General features: G+C 70.1%; 12 protein-coding genes and 1 tRNA gene. 5 read left to right on the top strand and 8 right to left on the bottom strand.

Translation table 11 applies throughout. From position 1 onward, the window contains the following. Positions 1–134 precede the first annotated feature (134 nt). The 3 genes from ABDW21_RS12895 to ABDW21_RS12885 all read right to left on the bottom strand — a co-directional run bounded on the left by ABDW21_RS12895 (position 135) and on the right by ABDW21_RS12885 (position 4552). Positions 135–211 (bottom strand) — tRNA-Met (locus tag ABDW21_RS12895). 156 nt (positions 212–367) lie between these two features. After that, on the bottom strand, positions 368–3361 hold the full coding sequence (locus ABDW21_RS12890) for a UPF0182 family protein (protein WP_343710527.1): 2994 nt from the start codon (positions 3359–3361) through the stop codon (positions 368–370). A 168-nt stretch (positions 3362–3529) separates the two neighbouring features. After that, positions 3530–4552, bottom strand: a complete 1023-nt coding sequence (locus ABDW21_RS12885; protein ID WP_343599640.1) for a PDZ domain-containing protein — start codon at positions 4550–4552, stop codon at positions 3530–3532. Positions 4553–4649: 97 nt separating this feature from the next. On the opposite strand from ABDW21_RS12885, the gene ABDW21_RS12880 reads away from it, so the two are divergent. From ABDW21_RS12880 to ABDW21_RS12870, 3 genes are all read left to right on the top strand, one after another. Then, positions 4650–6026 carry a zinc-dependent metalloprotease gene (locus ABDW21_RS12880; protein ID WP_343599642.1) on the top strand — a complete coding sequence of 459 codons (1377 nt, stop codon included), beginning with the start codon at positions 4650–4652 and terminating at the stop codon, positions 6024–6026. Positions 6027–6104: 78 nt separating this feature from the next. Beyond that, complete coding sequence (locus ABDW21_RS12875; RefSeq protein ID WP_343599697.1) at positions 6105–6902, top strand: cyclodehydratase; 798 nt, start codon at positions 6105–6107, stop codon at positions 6900–6902. Positions 6903–6944: 42 nt separating this feature from the next. Then, positions 6945–8288: an AarF/UbiB family protein gene (locus ABDW21_RS12870; RefSeq protein WP_343599644.1), complete on the top strand. Its 1344-nt coding sequence runs from the start codon at positions 6945–6947 to the stop codon at positions 8286–8288. A 118-nt stretch (positions 8289–8406) separates the two neighbouring features. Here the strand turns inward: ABDW21_RS12870 and ABDW21_RS12865 are convergent, their stop codons facing one another. Then, complete coding sequence (locus ABDW21_RS12865) at positions 8407–8649, bottom strand: WhiB family transcriptional regulator (protein WP_343599645.1); 243 nt, start codon at positions 8647–8649, stop codon at positions 8407–8409. 292 nt (positions 8650–8941) lie between these two features. Then, on the bottom strand, positions 8942–11083 hold the full coding sequence (locus ABDW21_RS12860; RefSeq protein ID WP_343599646.1) for an ATP-dependent DNA helicase UvrD2: 2142 nt from the start codon (positions 11081–11083) through the stop codon (positions 8942–8944). A 65-nt stretch (positions 11084–11148) separates the two neighbouring features. Between ABDW21_RS12860 and mrx1 the strand changes: the two genes are divergently transcribed. Further along, positions 11149–11424 (top strand): mycoredoxin Mrx1, encoded by a 276-nt coding sequence (gene mrx1 / locus ABDW21_RS12855; RefSeq protein ID WP_343599648.1) that lies wholly within the window; start codon positions 11149–11151, stop codon positions 11422–11424. A gap of 2 nt (positions 11425–11426) precedes the next feature. On the opposite strand, the gene nudC is transcribed toward mrx1, so the two are convergent. Beyond that, the gene (gene nudC, locus ABDW21_RS12850; RefSeq protein WP_343599650.1) at positions 11427–12350 is read right to left on the bottom strand and encodes an NAD(+) diphosphatase; all 924 of its coding nucleotides are present in this window, start codon (positions 12348–12350) and stop codon (positions 11427–11429) included. A 30-nt stretch (positions 12351–12380) separates the two neighbouring features. Next, a complete protein-coding gene (locus tag ABDW21_RS12845; RefSeq protein ID WP_343599651.1) occupies positions 12381–13439 on the bottom strand; it encodes a potassium channel family protein in 1059 nt (352 codons plus the stop codon). 39 nt (positions 13440–13478) lie between these two features. Between ABDW21_RS12845 and ABDW21_RS12840 the strand changes: the two genes are divergently transcribed. Further along, on the top strand, positions 13479–13874 hold the full coding sequence (locus ABDW21_RS12840; RefSeq protein WP_343599652.1) for a hypothetical protein: 396 nt from the start codon (positions 13479–13481) through the stop codon (positions 13872–13874). Here the strand turns inward: ABDW21_RS12840 and ABDW21_RS12835 are convergent. Continuing rightward, positions 13858–15677 (bottom strand): 3'-5' exonuclease (locus tag ABDW21_RS12835; protein WP_343710526.1); only part of this gene is annotated, 1820 nt, incomplete at its 5' end. The genes ABDW21_RS12840 and ABDW21_RS12835 overlap by 17 nt on opposite strands.

Raw genomic sequence — 15677 nt, 5'->3', positions numbered from 1 at the left:
CGTTGTCGGCGACTTTAGAGCTCACGACGTTTTCCGGCGCTCCGCATAATCCGTTAGCGCCCCAACGTTCCCAAAAGTGTTCCCATTGGTCATGAAAACGGCCCCCGGAGAAGCCTCCGGCGGCCGTTTTGGACTGGTAGCGGGGACAGGATTCGAACCTGCGACCTCTGGGTTATGAGCCCAGCGAGCTACCGAGCTGCTCCACCCCGCGATGGTGAACTCCAGGCTACCGAACCGGCGCCACGCGGCCAAATCGCCGACGGGCCACATCGCAGGCCGGACACGGCGCAACCGCGCCGGGCGAGCATGCACACCGCGGCGGCTGCCCGCGACGTACCGACGCGCACCCTCGCGGTCGCAGCCGGGATCACTTGGCGTTGTTGAACTTGGTGATCGCGTCGTCGAGACGCTGCAACGCGACCCCGTAGGCAGCGAAGTCGCCCTGCTTCTGCGCCTCGCGGGCGGCGCCGATCGCCGTCTGGATCTCCTTCAACGCGGCGGCCTTGCCTGGAGACAACGGGACCGCCGCGCTCGGCGGCGGGGGTGCGGCCGCAGCCGGCGGTGCCGCCGCCGGCGGTGCCGCCGCCGGCGGTGCATCCGGCGAGTTCTCCGGCGCCGGGCTCGCCGGCGCACCCGCGTCCGTCGGCGCGATCTCGGCTGCGGTGGCCCCGGCTCCGGGCCCGAACAACCCGGTCAGCGCATCGCCGACGGTCGGCCCGTAGCCGACCTTGTCGTTGTACATCATCGCCACCCGGATCAACCGCGGATACGACGACGCCGCGTCGCTGGCTCCGGGGGAGGCGTAGACCGGCTCGACGTAGAGCAGGCCGCCCCGGGCCACCGGCAGTGTCAGCAGGTTGCCCCACCGGATCCGGTTCTGGTTGTCGCGGCCGATCACGCCGAGGTCCTGCGACACCACCGGGTCGGTGGTGATCGCATTGTTGGCGAGCTTGGGCCCGTTGACCTGCCCGGGAATGGTCAGCACGGTGATCTTGCCGTAGGTGGCCGGATCGCAGCTGGCGCTGATGTAGGCGGCCAGGTAGTCGCGCTTGAACCGGTTCATCGCGCTGGTCAGCTGATAGGACGCCGAATTATCTTCCTTGGCAATGTTTTTCGCGACGATGTAGTAGGGCGGCTGGTAGCTGCTGGCGGTGGGGTTGGGGTCGAGCGGCACGTCCCAGAAATCCGACGTGGAGAAGAACGTCACCGGGTCGTTGACGTGGTACTTGGCCAGCAGCATCCGCTGCACCTTGAACAGGTCTTCGGGATAGCGCAGATGTTCAGCAAGCTCGGGCGTGATCTCGCTCCTGGGTTTGACGGTGCCGGGAAACACCTTCATCCACGCTTTGAGCACCGGGTCGGTCTCGTCTTGCGCGTACAGCGTGACGATCCCGTCGAAGGCGTCGACGGTGGCCTTCACCGAGTTTCGGATGTAGGAGACCTGCTTGTCGGGCAACAGCCGGTTGAACGCGACCTCGGTCGAGTCGGCGGTGGCCGACGACAGCGAGGTCAGCTCGGAGTAGGGGTAGTTGTCCAGCGTGGTGTAGCCGTCGATGATCCACACCAGCCGCTTGTTGACTATCGCCGGATAGACCGCGCTGTCGGTGGTCAGCCAGGGCGCCACCGCCTCCACACGCTGAGCCGGGTCGCGGTTGAACAGGATTCTGCTGTTGGAGCCGATCACGCTGGAGAACAGGAAATTTCGCTCCGCAAACTTCGCGGCGAACACGCTGCGCGACAGCCAGCTGCCGACCGGCACCCCGCCGACGCCGGTGTAGGTGTAGTTCTTGGTCTCGGTGTTGGTCTCGTAGTCGTACTCCCGGTCGACGCCATTGCGCCCGACGATCGCGTAGTCGGCGGGCGTGCTGGCGATCACCGGACCGAAGTAGATGCGCGGCTGATCCAGCTGAGCCGGACCGTCGGACACGACACCGCCGTTCGCGCCGACCACATTGACCAGGAACTCCGGATACCCGCCGTTTTGGTTGGGATCATTGGCGATCCCCCGTACGGTGTTGGCCGGCGAGGCGATGAACCCGTTGCCGTGCGTGTACACGGTGTGCCGGTTGATCCAGTCGCGCTGGTTGTCGATCAGCCGGTCCGGGTTGAGTTCACGCGCGGCGACGACGTAGTCACGCAGGTTCCCGTCGCGACCCAGGTAGCGGTCGATCGACAGCCGGTCGGGGAAGTAGTAGAAATTCTTGCCCTGCTCGAACTGCGTGAACGCCGGGCTGACGATGGTGGGATCGAGCAGCCGGATGTTCGAGGTGGTGGCGCGGTCCGCCGCCACCTGCTCGGCGGTCGCGCGCCCGTCACCGCTGTAGTCGCGGTAGGTCACCGCGTCGTCGGTCAGCCCGTAGGCGTGCCGGGTCGCCGTGATGCTGCGGCTGATGTACTCACTTTCCTTCTGTGCGGCATTGGGTTTGACGCTGATCTGCTCGACGATAAGCGGCCAGCCGGCACCGATGATCAACGATGACAGCAGCAGCAGGACCAGCCCGATAGCTGGAATCCGTAAGTCCCGCAGGACAATCGCCGATAACAGCGCGCCCGCGCAGATGAGAGCGATTGCCAGCATGATCAGCTTGGCCGGCAGCACCGCGTTGATGTCGGTGTATCCGGCTCCGGTGAACGGCTTACCGGCGCGGGTGTGGGACAGTAGCTCGTAGCGGTCCAACCAGTAGGCGAGCGCCTTGGTGACCACCAGCGCAGTGCCCAGGCTGATCAACTGGATGCGAGCCGAACGGCTCACAGCACCCATCCGACCGGACAGCCGGATACCGCCGAATACATAGTGCGTCAACAGGTTTGCCGCGAACGCCAGAAGTAGGGCCGCGAACACGTAGCTGAGCGCCAGCCGGTAGAAGGGCAGTTCGAACGCGTAGAAGCCGAGGTCCTTTCCGAACTGCGGGTCGTGGATGCCGAAGTCACCGCCGTGCAGGAACAGCTGAATACGGACCCAGTAGGTCTGCGCGATGATCCCGGCCAGCAGACCGATAGCGGCCGGGATTCCGATTGCGATCACGCGCAACCGCGCGGTCACCGCGGCGCGGTACCGGGCAACCGGATCGTTGCCGTTGACTGGGACGAACACCGGCCGGCTGCGGTAGGCCAGCCCCAGCCCGGCGAACACGATGCCGCCCACCAGGAATGCCCCCGCCAGGAACAGCGCCAACCGGGTCAGCACCACGGTGGTGAAGACCGACCGGTAGCCCAACTCACCGAACCACAGCCAGTCGACGTAGCCGTCGATCAGTCGGGGACCGACAAGCAGCAAAGCGATCACCGTCAGCGCGATGGCGATCAGGATCCGGCTGCGGCGAGTCAGCTTCGGCATTCTGGCGGCGGGCCGCATCCCCACGAGTAACGCTCCCTGCTTAATCGGCTGTCGGGCTCAATCGGCTGTCGGGCTCAATCGGCTGTCGAGCTCAATCGGCTGTCGGGCACGGGCCTCGACGTCTCACAACTCTACGCACCGCCGGGGCTGCACTGACCGGCCGCCGCTCAGCCGTCGCGCGCTCGACCGGGACTAGCAGCTCGGCGGTTGCCCGCCCGACGTCACGGTATGCAGCGCGTCCACCGCCTCGCGCAGGTTCTCGACCTTCACCAGCCGCAGGCCGGGCAGGTTGTCCGAGCTCGCCTCGTAACAGTTCTTGGTAGGCACCAGGAACACCGTCGCTCCGGCCGCGCGGGCCGCCTCCATCTTGTGCTCGATACCACCGATCTGGCCCACCGCGCCCTCGGGATCGATGGTTCCGGTGCCGGCGACGAAGCGTGAACCGGCCAGGTCACCGGTGGTGAGTTTGTCGACGACGGCAAGGCTGAACATGAGCCCGGCCGAGGGCCCGCCTACGTTGGCCAGGTTGAAGTCGATGACGAACGGCGCCCACGGCGCGTCCAGCACCCCGACACCCAAAAAGCCGTAGCCGTGATCCGGATTGGTGCCCAACGTGATCCGCGCGACACCGGGCGGCGCGTTCTTGCGCCGGAAGGCGATCGTGACGTCCTGCTTGGGTCGGGTGTTCTTCAGCAGTGCCGTGAACTGTTCGACGCTGGCCACCGGGGTGCCGTCGACCGCGTCGACCGCGTCCCCGGCCTGCAGCTTGCCCACCGACGGCCCGGGGTCGTTGACCGTCGCGACGGTGACCGCCTTCGGATACTTCAGGTACCCCAGCGCCGCATACTCGGCGTTGCGCTCGGACTGCCTGAATTCGGCGTTGTTGGCATTGTCGACGTCCTCTCGCGACGAGCCGGGCGGGTACATCAGGTCACGCGGCACCAACTGCTCGCTGCCGGACAGCCACATGGCCAGCGCTTCGGCCAGGGTCAGGTCGTCACGCTCGGACACCGTCGTCATGTTGAGGTGTCCCGTCGTCGGGTGCGTCTGCGTGCCCTGGATGTCGACCACCTGCTTGCCGTCGACCTCGCCGAGCGTGTCGAAGGTGGGACCCGGCCCCACGGACACGTAGGGCACCGTCACCACCGCCAGCAGCACTCCGAAGGCCACGATCGGCACCACGGCTACCAGCAGCGTCAGAATCCGCCTGTTCACAGCGCCTACCCTAGACAGACCGGGCCGACTGCCCGGCCATCCCCCACCCGGCGGTTCACTGACAGCGTTACCGTACGGCGCCCGCGCCGCTCGGCCGGTGGGTACCGTTGAGGGCATGGCTGACCTGCCCTTCGGGTTCTCCCCCGAGGACGACCCCGACCGCGACCAGCGCGGGAACGACGACCCCGATCTCGGTTCCGGTCCGGCGAACCCGTTCGGTTCGGCGGGCAACTTCGACATGGCCGACCTCGGCCAGCTCTTCACCCAGCTCGGTCAAATGTTCAGCGGCGCGGGCACCGCCGCGGCCGCCGGCGCATCCCCCGGCCCGGTGAACTACCAGCTGGCCCGGCAGCTGGCGGTGAACTCGATCGGATTCGTCGCGCCGATCCCGGCCGCCACCCACTCGGCGATCAGCGACGCGGTGCATCTTGCCGAAACCTGGCTGGACGGGGTTACCGCGCTGCCCGCCGGGACCACCCGGGCCGTCGCCTGGACGCCCGGCGACTGGGTGGACAACACGCTGGACACTTGGAAGCGGCTGTGCGACCCGATGGCTCATCAGATCGCGACGGTGTGGGCGGCGGCGCTGCCCGAGGAAGCGAAAAGCATGGCCGGTCCGCTGATGTCGATCATGTCGCAGATGGGCGGCATGGCGTTCGGCTCACAGCTGGGTCAGGCGTTGGGCCGGCTGTCCCGCGAGGTGCTGACGTCGACCGACATCGGGCTGCCGTTGGGCCCTGCGGGAACAGCCGCGGTGCTGCCGGAGGCCGTCGAGTCGTTCGCCGCCGGCCTGCAACAGCCGCGCAGCGAGGTGGTGACCTTCCTGGCGGCACGCGAGGCCGCCCACCATCGCCTGTTCGGCCATGTCCCGTGGCTGGCCAGTCAACTGCTCGGCGCGGTCGAGGCCTACGCCGCGGGAATGAAGATCGACATGGCCGGAATCGAAGAATTGGCAAGGGATTTCAACCCCGCTTCGCTGGGCGACCCAGCCGCCGTCGAGAAGCTGCTGGAGCAGGGCGTGTTCGAGCCCAAAGCCACACCGGAGCAGACCCAGGCCCTCGAGCGGCTGGAGACGCTGCTGGCCTTGGTCGAGGGCTGGGTGCAGACCGTGGTGACCGCGGCGCTGGGCGACCGCATTCCCGGTACCGCCGCGCTGGCCGAGACACTGCGCCGGCGCCGGGCCACCGGCGGACCCGCCGAGCAGACGTTCGCCACCCTGGTCGGACTCGAACTGCGGCCGCGCAAGCTGCGGGAGGCCGCCGCGCTGTGGGAGCGGCTGACCCAGGCCGCCGGCGTCGACGGCCGCGACGCCGTTTGGCAGCACCCGGATCTGGTGCCGGAGTCCGCGGATCTCGACGAACCGGCCGGGTTCATCGACCGGGTGATCGGCGGCGACACCAGCGGTCTGGACGAGGCGATCGCCGAGTTCGAGCGCCGTAGCGACGCCGGCCCGGACGGTGCTGTGGATAGCTGAACGGTTCGCCGCGCCGGGCGTGGCACCCTGCGACATGTGCCCCGCGCCGCGCCGACACTGTACTGCCTGAACCCGGCGATGCCGGTGCTGCTGCGGCCCGACGACTTGGTCCAGGTCGGCTGGGATCCGCGCCGCGCGGTGCTGATCCGGCCGCCCCGGGGCGTGCGCCCCGCCGCGCTGGCGGCGCTGCTGCGATCGATGCACTCACCGATGTCGACCACCGAACTGCAGCGCCAGGCGGCAACGGTGTCCGCCGACGAGTTGGGCGACCTGCTCGCCCAACTGGTCGACGCCGGCGTCGTGACCCGCGGCGACCGCCGGCACCCGGGCCGGGCGGCGTCAGTCCGGGTGCACGGGCGCGGCCCGCTGTCGGCGCTGCTGGTCGAGGCGCTGCGCTGCTCCGGAGCCCGGGTCAAGCACAGCAGCCAGCCGCATGCCGTGCTGACGGCCGGCACGGTGGACCTGGTGGTGTTGTCCGACAGCCTGGTCGTCGACCCCCGGTTGATCCGCGACCTGCACGGCGACCGGGTGCCGCACCTGCCGGTCCGGGTGCGCGACGGCGCCGGGCTGGTCGGCCCGCTGGTCATCCCCGGTGTCACCAGCTGCCTGGGCTGCGCTGACTTGCACCGCCGGGACCGCGACGCGGCGTGGCCGGTCGTCGCCGCCCAGCTGCGCGACGCCGTCGGCATGGCCGACCGGGCGACCCAGCTCGCGACGGCGGCGCTGGCGCTCAGCCAGGTCGAGCGGGTGATCGGCGCCGTGCGCGGCACCAACGGCGCGCCGCCGCCGGCGTTGAACACGACGCTGGAATTCGACGTCCACAGCGGCTCGATCGTGGCCAGGCACTGGCCGAAACATCCACTGTGTCCGTGTTGACAGTGGTTCTGGTCGCATCGACGCCCGCAGGCCCGGCGCCTCATGGATGATGGAGCTGTGACGGACATCAAACGTGGGCGCGCGGCACGCAACGCGAAGCTGGCCAGCATTCCGGTCGGCATGGCCGGCCGGGCCGCGCTCGGGTTCGGCAAACGGCTGACCGGCAAGTCCAAGGACGAGGTCACCGCCGAGATGATGGAGAGGGCCGCCAACCAGCTGTTCACCGTGCTCGGCGAGCTCAAGGGCGGCGCGATGAAAGTCGGCCAGGCATTGTCGGTCATGGAGGCCGCGATCCCCGAGGAGTACGGCGAGCCCTACCGCGACGCGCTGACCAAGCTGCAAAAGGACGCGCCGCCGCTGGCCGCCCACAAAGTCCACCGGGTGCTCGACGCGCAACTGGGCACCAAGTGGCGGGACCGGTTCAGCGTCTTCGACGACACGCCGGTGGCGTCGGCCAGCATCGGCCAGGTGCACAAAGCGGTGTGGTCCGACGGCCGCGAGGTGGCCGTCAAAATCCAGTACCCGGGCGCCGACGAGGCGTTGCGCGCCGACCTAAAGACCATGCAGCGCATGGTCGGTGTGCTCAAACAGCTCTCCCCCGGCGCCGACGTGCAGGGCGTGGTCGACGAGCTCGTCATGCGCACCGAGATGGAACTCGACTACCGGCTGGAGGCCGACAACCAGCGCGCCTTCGCCAAGGCGTACCACGACAGTCCGCACTTCGCGGTGCCGCACGTGGTGGCCAGCGCCCCGAAAGTGGTGATCCAGGAGTGGATCGAGGGCGTGCCGATGGCCGAAATCATCCGTGACGGCACCGTCGAGCAACGCGACCTGATCGGGACGCGGCTGCTGGAGCTCACCTTCGACGCGCCAGGCCGGCTGGAGATGATGCACGGCGACGCGCACCCCGGCAATTTCATGCTGCTGCCCGACGGCCGGATGGGTGTCATCGACTTCGGCGCGGTGGCGCCGCTGCCCGGCGGCTTTCCGATCGAACTGGGCATGACGATCCGGCTGGCCCGGGACAAGAACTACGACCTGCTGCTGCCGACGATGGAGCGGGCCGGTTTCATCCAGGAGGGCCAGCAGGTGTCGGTGCGCGACATCGACGAGATGCTGCGCCAGTACGTGGAGCCGGTCGAGGTGGACGTGTTCCACTACACCCGCAAGTGGCTGCAGAGGATGACCGCGGGTCAGATGGACCGGTCGGTGGCGCAGATCAAGACGGCCCGCCAACTGGACCTGCCGGCCAAGCTGGCCATTCCGCTGCGGGTGATCGCGTCGGTGGGGGCGATCCTGTGTCAGCTGGACGCGCACGTGCCGATCAAAGCGCTGTCGGCGAAGCTGATCCCCGGATTCGCCGAACCCGACACGGCTGTTGTTTAGCCGCCGCCCGGTCGGCGGGCCGCGGTCCATCCGCGAGAGTGCAACTACCGACGCCCTCACTCGAGAAACCCGTCGGTAGTTGCACTTTCGCGGTCCAGGTCTAGGCCTCGGTCGAGGCCTAAGCGGCCACCGCATCTTTGCGCGGCCGTCCGCGGGGACGTTTTCGGTTCAGGATCACTCCGCGGTGCAGAATCTCCCCGCCCCACACGCCCCACGGTTCTGCCCGCTGTAGCGCCACGGCCAGGCACTGTCGCCGAATCGGGCAGTGGGCGCACAGCGCCTTGGCGGTCTCGAGGTCGGCCGGGCTCTCGGCGAACCACAGGTCGGGGTCGCGCGTACACGGCAACTCCAGCGCCACCATGTCGGCACCTGCTTCCTGGTCTGGTTTGGGGAATCCGGACCAGGTGCGGGCTGCTGCCCGCAAAAAAATGTGGCCACGGATCCTGGTGACGGTCCGTGGCCATCGGGTGAGTACCGGGCTGGTGTCTGGCCCCTAGGGAAAGCCCCGATCCGCGGACGTGTCGGCTGCGGCGGCGACCGCCGCCGCATGGGCGGCATGGCGGGAGCCGGCGTCCAGGCTGACGCCGAACGGATTCACGGCGATCATCATGGCTCCCTCCAGGTGTACGGCCGTCCCGATTGAGAGTTAGAGGCTAACCGGTCGTGCCCTCGCCCGCCAACCGATTTTCCGGTGCCTCGCCGCGGCCGTGCACCAGCTCCAGCACGGCGGGCCCGAACTGCTCCAGTTTGCGGGCGCCGATGCCGGGGATCGCGACCAGCGCCGCGTCGTCGGAGGGCAGCATCTCGGCGATGGCGATCAGCGTGGTGTCGGTGAAGACGACATAGGCGGGCACCTTCATCTCCTGGGCGGTGCGCAGCCGCCACTCTTTGAGCCGGCTCAGCAGCTCGTCGTCGACCTCGACGCCGCACGTCTCGCAGCGGCGCAGCATGATGGCGGCCGGCGTGGTCAGGGGCTTGTCGCAGACCCGGCAGCGCGACCGCGCACCCCGGTGGCGCCGCGACCTGCCCGGCGGCGCGGCAGGTGCCACGATGCCGCTGAGGAACCGCGACGGCTTGCGGTTGGCTCGTCCACCGGACGCTCGCGACAGCGACCAGCTCAACTCCAGATGCACACGGGCCCTGGTGATTCCGACGTAGAGCAGCCGGCGCTCCTCCTCAACCGCCTCGCTGTCGTCGCCGTGTGCCAGCGCATGCGAAATGGGCAGCATGCCGTCGGTCAGGCCGACCACGAACACCGCATCCCACTCCAGCCCCTTGGCGCCGTGCAGTGAGGCCAGCGTGACGCCCTGCATCACCGGCGGATGGCGGGCGTCGGCGCGTCGCCGAAGTTCGGTCAGCAGGCCGGCCAGGTCCAGCCCCGGACTCCGGCCGACCTCCTCGTCGACCAGTTCGGCCAACGCGCCCAGCGCCTCCCACCGCTCCCGGGCCCGGACGCCGGACGGTGGTTGCGGCGTCAGCCCGAGCGGTTCGAGCAGCCCGCGCACGACATCCGGCAGCGGCTCAGCCGGCTGCGGCGGGTCGGGGCGGGCGGCCGCGCGCTGCACCGCCACCAGGGCTTGTTTGATCTCCTGACGGCTGAAAAACCCCTCGCCGCCGCGCACCTGAAACGGGACGGCGGCGTCGGTCAGAGCCTCCTCGTAGATCTCGGACTGGGCATTGATCCGGTACAGCACCGCGATTTCCGCCGGCGGTGTCCCGCTGTCGACAAGCCGCGCGATCGCGGCGGTCACCGCCGCGGCTTCGGCGAGCTCGTCGGGATACTCGCGAAGCGACGGCTCCGGTCCCGGGTCGCGCTGACCGACCAGACGCAGTCTGGTGCCCGCCACCCGGCCGCGGGCACCGGCGATCACCCGGTTGGCCAGCGACACCACCTGCGGCGTGGACCGGTAGTCGCGCTCCAGGCGCACCACGGTCGCGTCCGGGTAGCGCCGCGAGAAGTCCAGCAGGTAGCGCGGCGACGCCCCGGTGAACGAGTAGATGGTCTGGTTGGCGTCGCCGACGACGGTCAGGTCGTCGCGCTCACCCAGCCACGCCGAGAGCACCCGCTGCTGCAGCGGGGTGACGTCCTGGTACTCGTCGACAACGAAGCAGCGGTAGCGGTCCCGGAACTCCGCGGCGACGCCCGCGTCGTTCTCGATCGCGGCCGCGGTGTGCAACAGCAAGTCGTCGAAGTCGAGCAGCGCCACGTCGTCGCCGCGGGCTTTGAGGGCCTCGTAGCCGGAATACACGGCGGCGACCTGCGCCGCGTCCACCGGGGTGTCACGGCCGGCCGCCGCCACCGCGGCCGGGTACTGCTCGGGGGAGATCAGCGACGCCTTGGCCCACTCGATCTCCCCGGCCAAGTCACGCACGCCGTCGGTGCCCAACTGCAAGCCGGCGGCGGTGGCCGCCCGGGCGACCACCGCGAACTTGCTCTCCAGTAGCCGCCAGCCGGTGTCACCGACCACCCGCGGCCAGAAATACCGCAGCTGGCGGTGCGCGGCCGCGTGAAAGGTCAGCGCCTGCACCGCGCCGACACCGCCGCCCGCGGCGTCGCCCAGCACCCGCAGCCGGGCGCGCATCTCACCGGCCGCGCGTTGGGTGAACGTCACCGCCAACACGTGCTGGGCGGCGACGTGACCGGCGGCCGCGAGCGCGGCGATGCGGTGCGTGATGGTGCGGGTCTTGCCGGTGCCGGCGCCGGCCAGCACGCACAGCGGTCCGCGGGGCGCCAGGACGGCCTCGCGCTGGTCGTCGTCGAGGCCGGCGATCAGCGCGTCCGCGGTCATCGGCATGGCCCCTATCTTGGCAGGGGTGCCCGACACGGCGCGGGCAGCGCCACACCGTCTATAAAAGTGCTATGAGCATCGCTGCGCTGACCGTGTACACCACGCCCTGGTGCGGCTACTGCCACCGGCTCACGGCGGTGTTGAGGTCCGCCGGGATCGCCTACGACGAGGTCGACATCGAGCAGGACGCCGCGGCCGCGGAGTTCGTCGGCTCGGTCAACGGCGGCAACCGGACGGTTCCGACGGTGAAGTTCGCCGACGGCTCGACGCTGACCAACCCCGGCGCGGCCGCGGTCACGGCGAAGCTGGCGGAGCTGGGCGGACAGGGCCCGGCGACCACCGGGTGAGGTCAGCCCGCCGCGGCCCAGGACTCGATGATCACCCGGGCGATCGACACCGAACCCGGCAGGAGGAGCTTCGATGCCGAGGCGCTGCTCCAGTCGCCGGCGTCGAGCGCCGCCCGGATCTCGTCGCGGGTGAACCACGCCGCCTCGGCGATTTCGCCGTCGTTGAACGAGAAGTCCTGCGCCGGGTCGGCGACCGCATGGAAGCCGACCATCAGCGAGCGCGGGAACGGCCACGGCTGGCTGCCCAGGTAGCGGACGTCGCGGACGGTCAGGCCGATCTCCTCGCGGACCTCGCGGGTCACGCACGTCTCGAACGACTCGCCGGCCTCGACGAAACCGGCCAACAGCGAGAACAGCCGCTGCGGCCACACCGTCTGACGCGCCAGCACCGCCCGGTCGCCGCCGTCGTGCACCAGGCAGATCACCGCCGGGTCGATACGCGGGAACTCTTCGCGGCCGGTGACCGGGTCCACCCGCGACCACCCACTCCTGCCCGGTCTGGTCGGCGCCCCGTCGACCGTGCTGAACCGGCTGCTGTCGTGCCAGTTCAGCAACGCAAGGGCAGCGGACACCAGGTGCGCGCTGGTGTCGTCGAACAGCTCACCGGCGCGGCGCAGGTCGGCCACCTCGGCGGCGACAGCGGGGTCGGCCGGTGCCTGCAGCGGCCCTCGGATCGCCCACACGTGCCGGCCGTCCTCGAGGCAGCCCAGAAACACCGCGTCCGGCGGCGGCGTGTCGCCCACGGTGTTCGCCGCGCCGAGCACCACCCGGCCCGCGGCGACCAGCACCTGGTTGCGGCCGTCCACCCGCAGCAGCGCGGCGTCGGCCCAGCCCGCAGCGGCGGCTTCGACATCGGTGCGCACCGTGTCGGCCCGGTCCGCGCCGACACGCGATAGCAACGGCACGCTGTGCAGCTGGAAATCCACGCTAAGCCTCCTGGCGGCGACCCGCCGCCGTCACGTGCTCACGCTGTGGATGTAGAGCAGCCGGTCACCCGCCTCGACGGCGTCGACCTCGGGTGCGTCCACGCGCAGCAGCCGACCATCCCGCACCACGCCGAGCACGATGTCACGCAGATGTCGCGGCGACCCGCCGACCTCGGCCTGCTCCACCTCGCGCTCGGCGATGGCGAACCCCGCCGACGGGGTCAGCAGGTCCTCGATCATCTCCACGACGCGCGGCGTGGTGGTGGCGATGCCGAGCAGCCGGCCCGCGGTCTCCGAGGAGATCACCACCGAGTCCGCACCCGACTGCTGGAGCAGGTGCTGGTTCTCGGCTTCCCGGATCGCGGCCACGATCTTGGCCTTCGGCGCGATCTCCCGTGCCGTCAGGGTGATCAGCACCGCGGCGTCGTCACGCTGGGTGGCAACGATCAGCGACGACGCGTGCTGGACGGCGGCCAGGCGCAGCACATCGGACTTGGTGGCGTCGCCGTGCACGGTGACCAGGCCGGCGGCCGCGGCGCGATCAAGTATCGTCTGGTCGGCGTCGACCACCACGATCTCGCCGGACGGGATTCCGTCGTCCAGCAGCGCGGCGACGGCCGTTCTGCCCTTGGTGCCAAAGCCGATGACGACGATGTGGTTGCGCACTCTGCCCCTCCAACGCTGAATCTTCCACGCCTGCCGGGACCGTTCGGCGAGCACCTCGAGCGTGGTGCCGACCAACACGATCAGAAACGCCACCCGCAGCGGAGCGATCAGCACGACGTTGATCAGCCGTGCGGACTGTGAGACCGGCGTGATGTCGCCGTAGCCGGTGGTGGTCAGCGACACCGTGGAGAAGTACACACAATCCAGCAGTGACAACGGTTTGCCGCGCGTGTCGGAATACCCGGCCCGACCCAGGTAGACCAGGATCACGGTGGCCAGCAGGGCCAACAGAGCGATGCCGACGCGCCGGGCGACAGCACGGATCGGTGCATGACTTTCCGGTATCCGCAGCACCCCGACCAGCGTGTGGCCGGGCCGGGCCCTCGGTGCTTCGTCCAGGCGGGCCGAGTCAGCTCGGGCCACGGCGTTCCGTCATCGGCTGGCGCACGACACAATGTAACCATGACAGCCACCGCACCCTTACTCGACCGTGACGCCAGTCAGAAGCCCGCCCATCGCATGGCTGCGATGTTGGTCGGCATCGGCATCACCCACTTCCTGGCGCCGAAGCCGTTCGACACCATCATCCCCGCCGAGCTGCCGGGCAGCCCGCGGGCCTACACCTACGCGTCGGGCGTCGCCGAGGTGGTCACCGCGGCGCTGCTGCTGATGAGACGCACCCGCCGGCTCGGCGCGCTGGCCGCCGCCGCGCTGTTCGTCGCGGTGTTTCCGGCCAACCTCAACATGGTCCGGTTGTGGTGGGACAAGCCGTGGCCGATGCGCGCGGTCGCGCTGGCCCGGCTGCCGCTGCAGATCCCGATGATCACCAGCGCACTCAAGATCAACCGGAGCGCCTAGGCGCCAGCATCGCTGCCAGGTCGTCGAGGCTCGGCAGTTCGTCGGGTTCGACGGTGAGCCCGCGGCGCACGTAGTGAAAAGCGGTGCGCACCGACAACTCCGGGCAACCCTGCAGCCCGGCCCAGGCCAGCCGGTACACGCCGAGCTGGACGGCGGCCTGCCGGGCGGCGTCCGGGCCGCGCGGCGGATCGCCGGTCTTCCAGTCCACCACGGTGGCGCCGCCGTCGGGTTCGGCGAACACCGCGTCGATCCGCCCACGCACCACGGTGGTGCCGACGGCCATCTCGAACGGCACCTCGACGGCCACCGGCGTGCGTGCCGCCCACTGCGAGGCGCGGAAAGCCTCCTGCAGCGCGGCAAGCTGCGCAGCGTCGACCTCGGCGACGTCGGTGTCGGCCGCTCCGGGCAGGTCGGCGAGGTCGAAGAGCCGCTCGGCGCCGTAGAACCGCTGAACCCACTCGTGAAACGCGTTGCCCAGCACAGCATGTGCGTCCGGGCGGGCCGGCAGCCTGCGGGCCAGCCGCTGCGCCGCGCCCTCGGGGTCACCCGCCAAATCCACCAGACCGCTGACCGACAGCTGACCGGGCAGTGCCGGTGACGGCGGCCGCGCGACGCGGTCCCGCTCGCGCAGCAGCGCGTCGACGTCGGCGGCCCACTCGTCGGTGCCGGCGTCCGGTGCGATCTCCGTTGCCATCGCCGCGGCGACCAGCGCTGCCCCGCGCTCCACGTCGGCGCGGTGCGCACCCAGCGGATCGGCAGGCCAGTCTATTTCGATAGTGTTGTCGCGCAACGGGTTTCGCTCACCATCGGCCGGCCCCGATGCCCAGTGTTCGACCACCCCGCAGGGTTTGCCGGCGAGGGCCGACCGGTCGATGACGTCCTTGAGCTCGCGCAGGAACTCCGACGGGCCGCGCGGCGTGATTCCGGTGGCCGCCCAGTGATGGCCGGACAGCAGCAGGGTGTCCTGCGCGCGGGTGATGGCTACGTAGAGCAGCCGGCGCTCCTCGTCGAGACGGCGTTGCTCCAGGTGTCGGCGGTGCGCGGAGATTGTGTCCGACAGCTGCTTTCGATCGGTGACGTCGGACGTGTCCAGGACCGGGATGCCCCCTGCGCCCACCGATGCACGGTCGCCGCGCAGCAGCGGTGGCAGCTCGGCGGCGTCGGTGAGCCAGGTGCGGGCCGAAGCGGTCGACGGGAACACCCCGGCCGACAGGTGCGGCACGGCCACCACCTGCCATTCCAGACCCTTGGCGGCGTGCACGGTGAGCACCTGGACCCGGTCGTGGGCCGCGGCGAGTTGCGCGGGCGGCAAGCCGTTCTCGACGTGCATCGCCGCGTCCAGGAAGGCCAGCAGGCCGGCAGCCGACGCCTTCGACGCGGGGGTGGCCCGCTCGGCGTAGCCGGCGACCACGTCGGCGAATGCGTCGAGGTGCTCGGTTCCGGCCCGGCCCGACGATGGGTGTTGGGCGGCCCTGACCTCGCAGTCGACGCCGAGCACCCGGCGCACCTCGGCGAGGAGCTCCGGCAGCGGATGGTCGAGGCGGCGGCGCAGCGCGGCCAGCTCGCCGGCGAGCGCGACGATGCGCCGGTATCCGGCCGGGGAATAGTCGCCGGCCCGTCCGGGGTCGCTAATCGCATCCGCCAGGCCTGCGGCGTCGGCGTCGGCCGCGAGCGTGTCGTCGAGCGCGGGCGTGTCGTCGAGCGCGGCCGTGTCGTCGAGCGCCGCCGTGTCGTCGAGCGCGGCCGTGTCGTCGAGCGCCGCCGTGTCGTCGAGCGCGGCCGTGTCGTCGAGCGCCGTCGCGC

The organism is Mycobacterium sp., from assembly GCF_039583805.1.
Lineage (GTDB): Bacteria > Actinomycetota > Actinomycetes > Mycobacteriales > Mycobacteriaceae > Mycobacterium.
The sequence above is the reverse complement of the archived record's forward strand: the minus strand, read 5'-3'. Positions and strand labels throughout refer to the sequence as shown.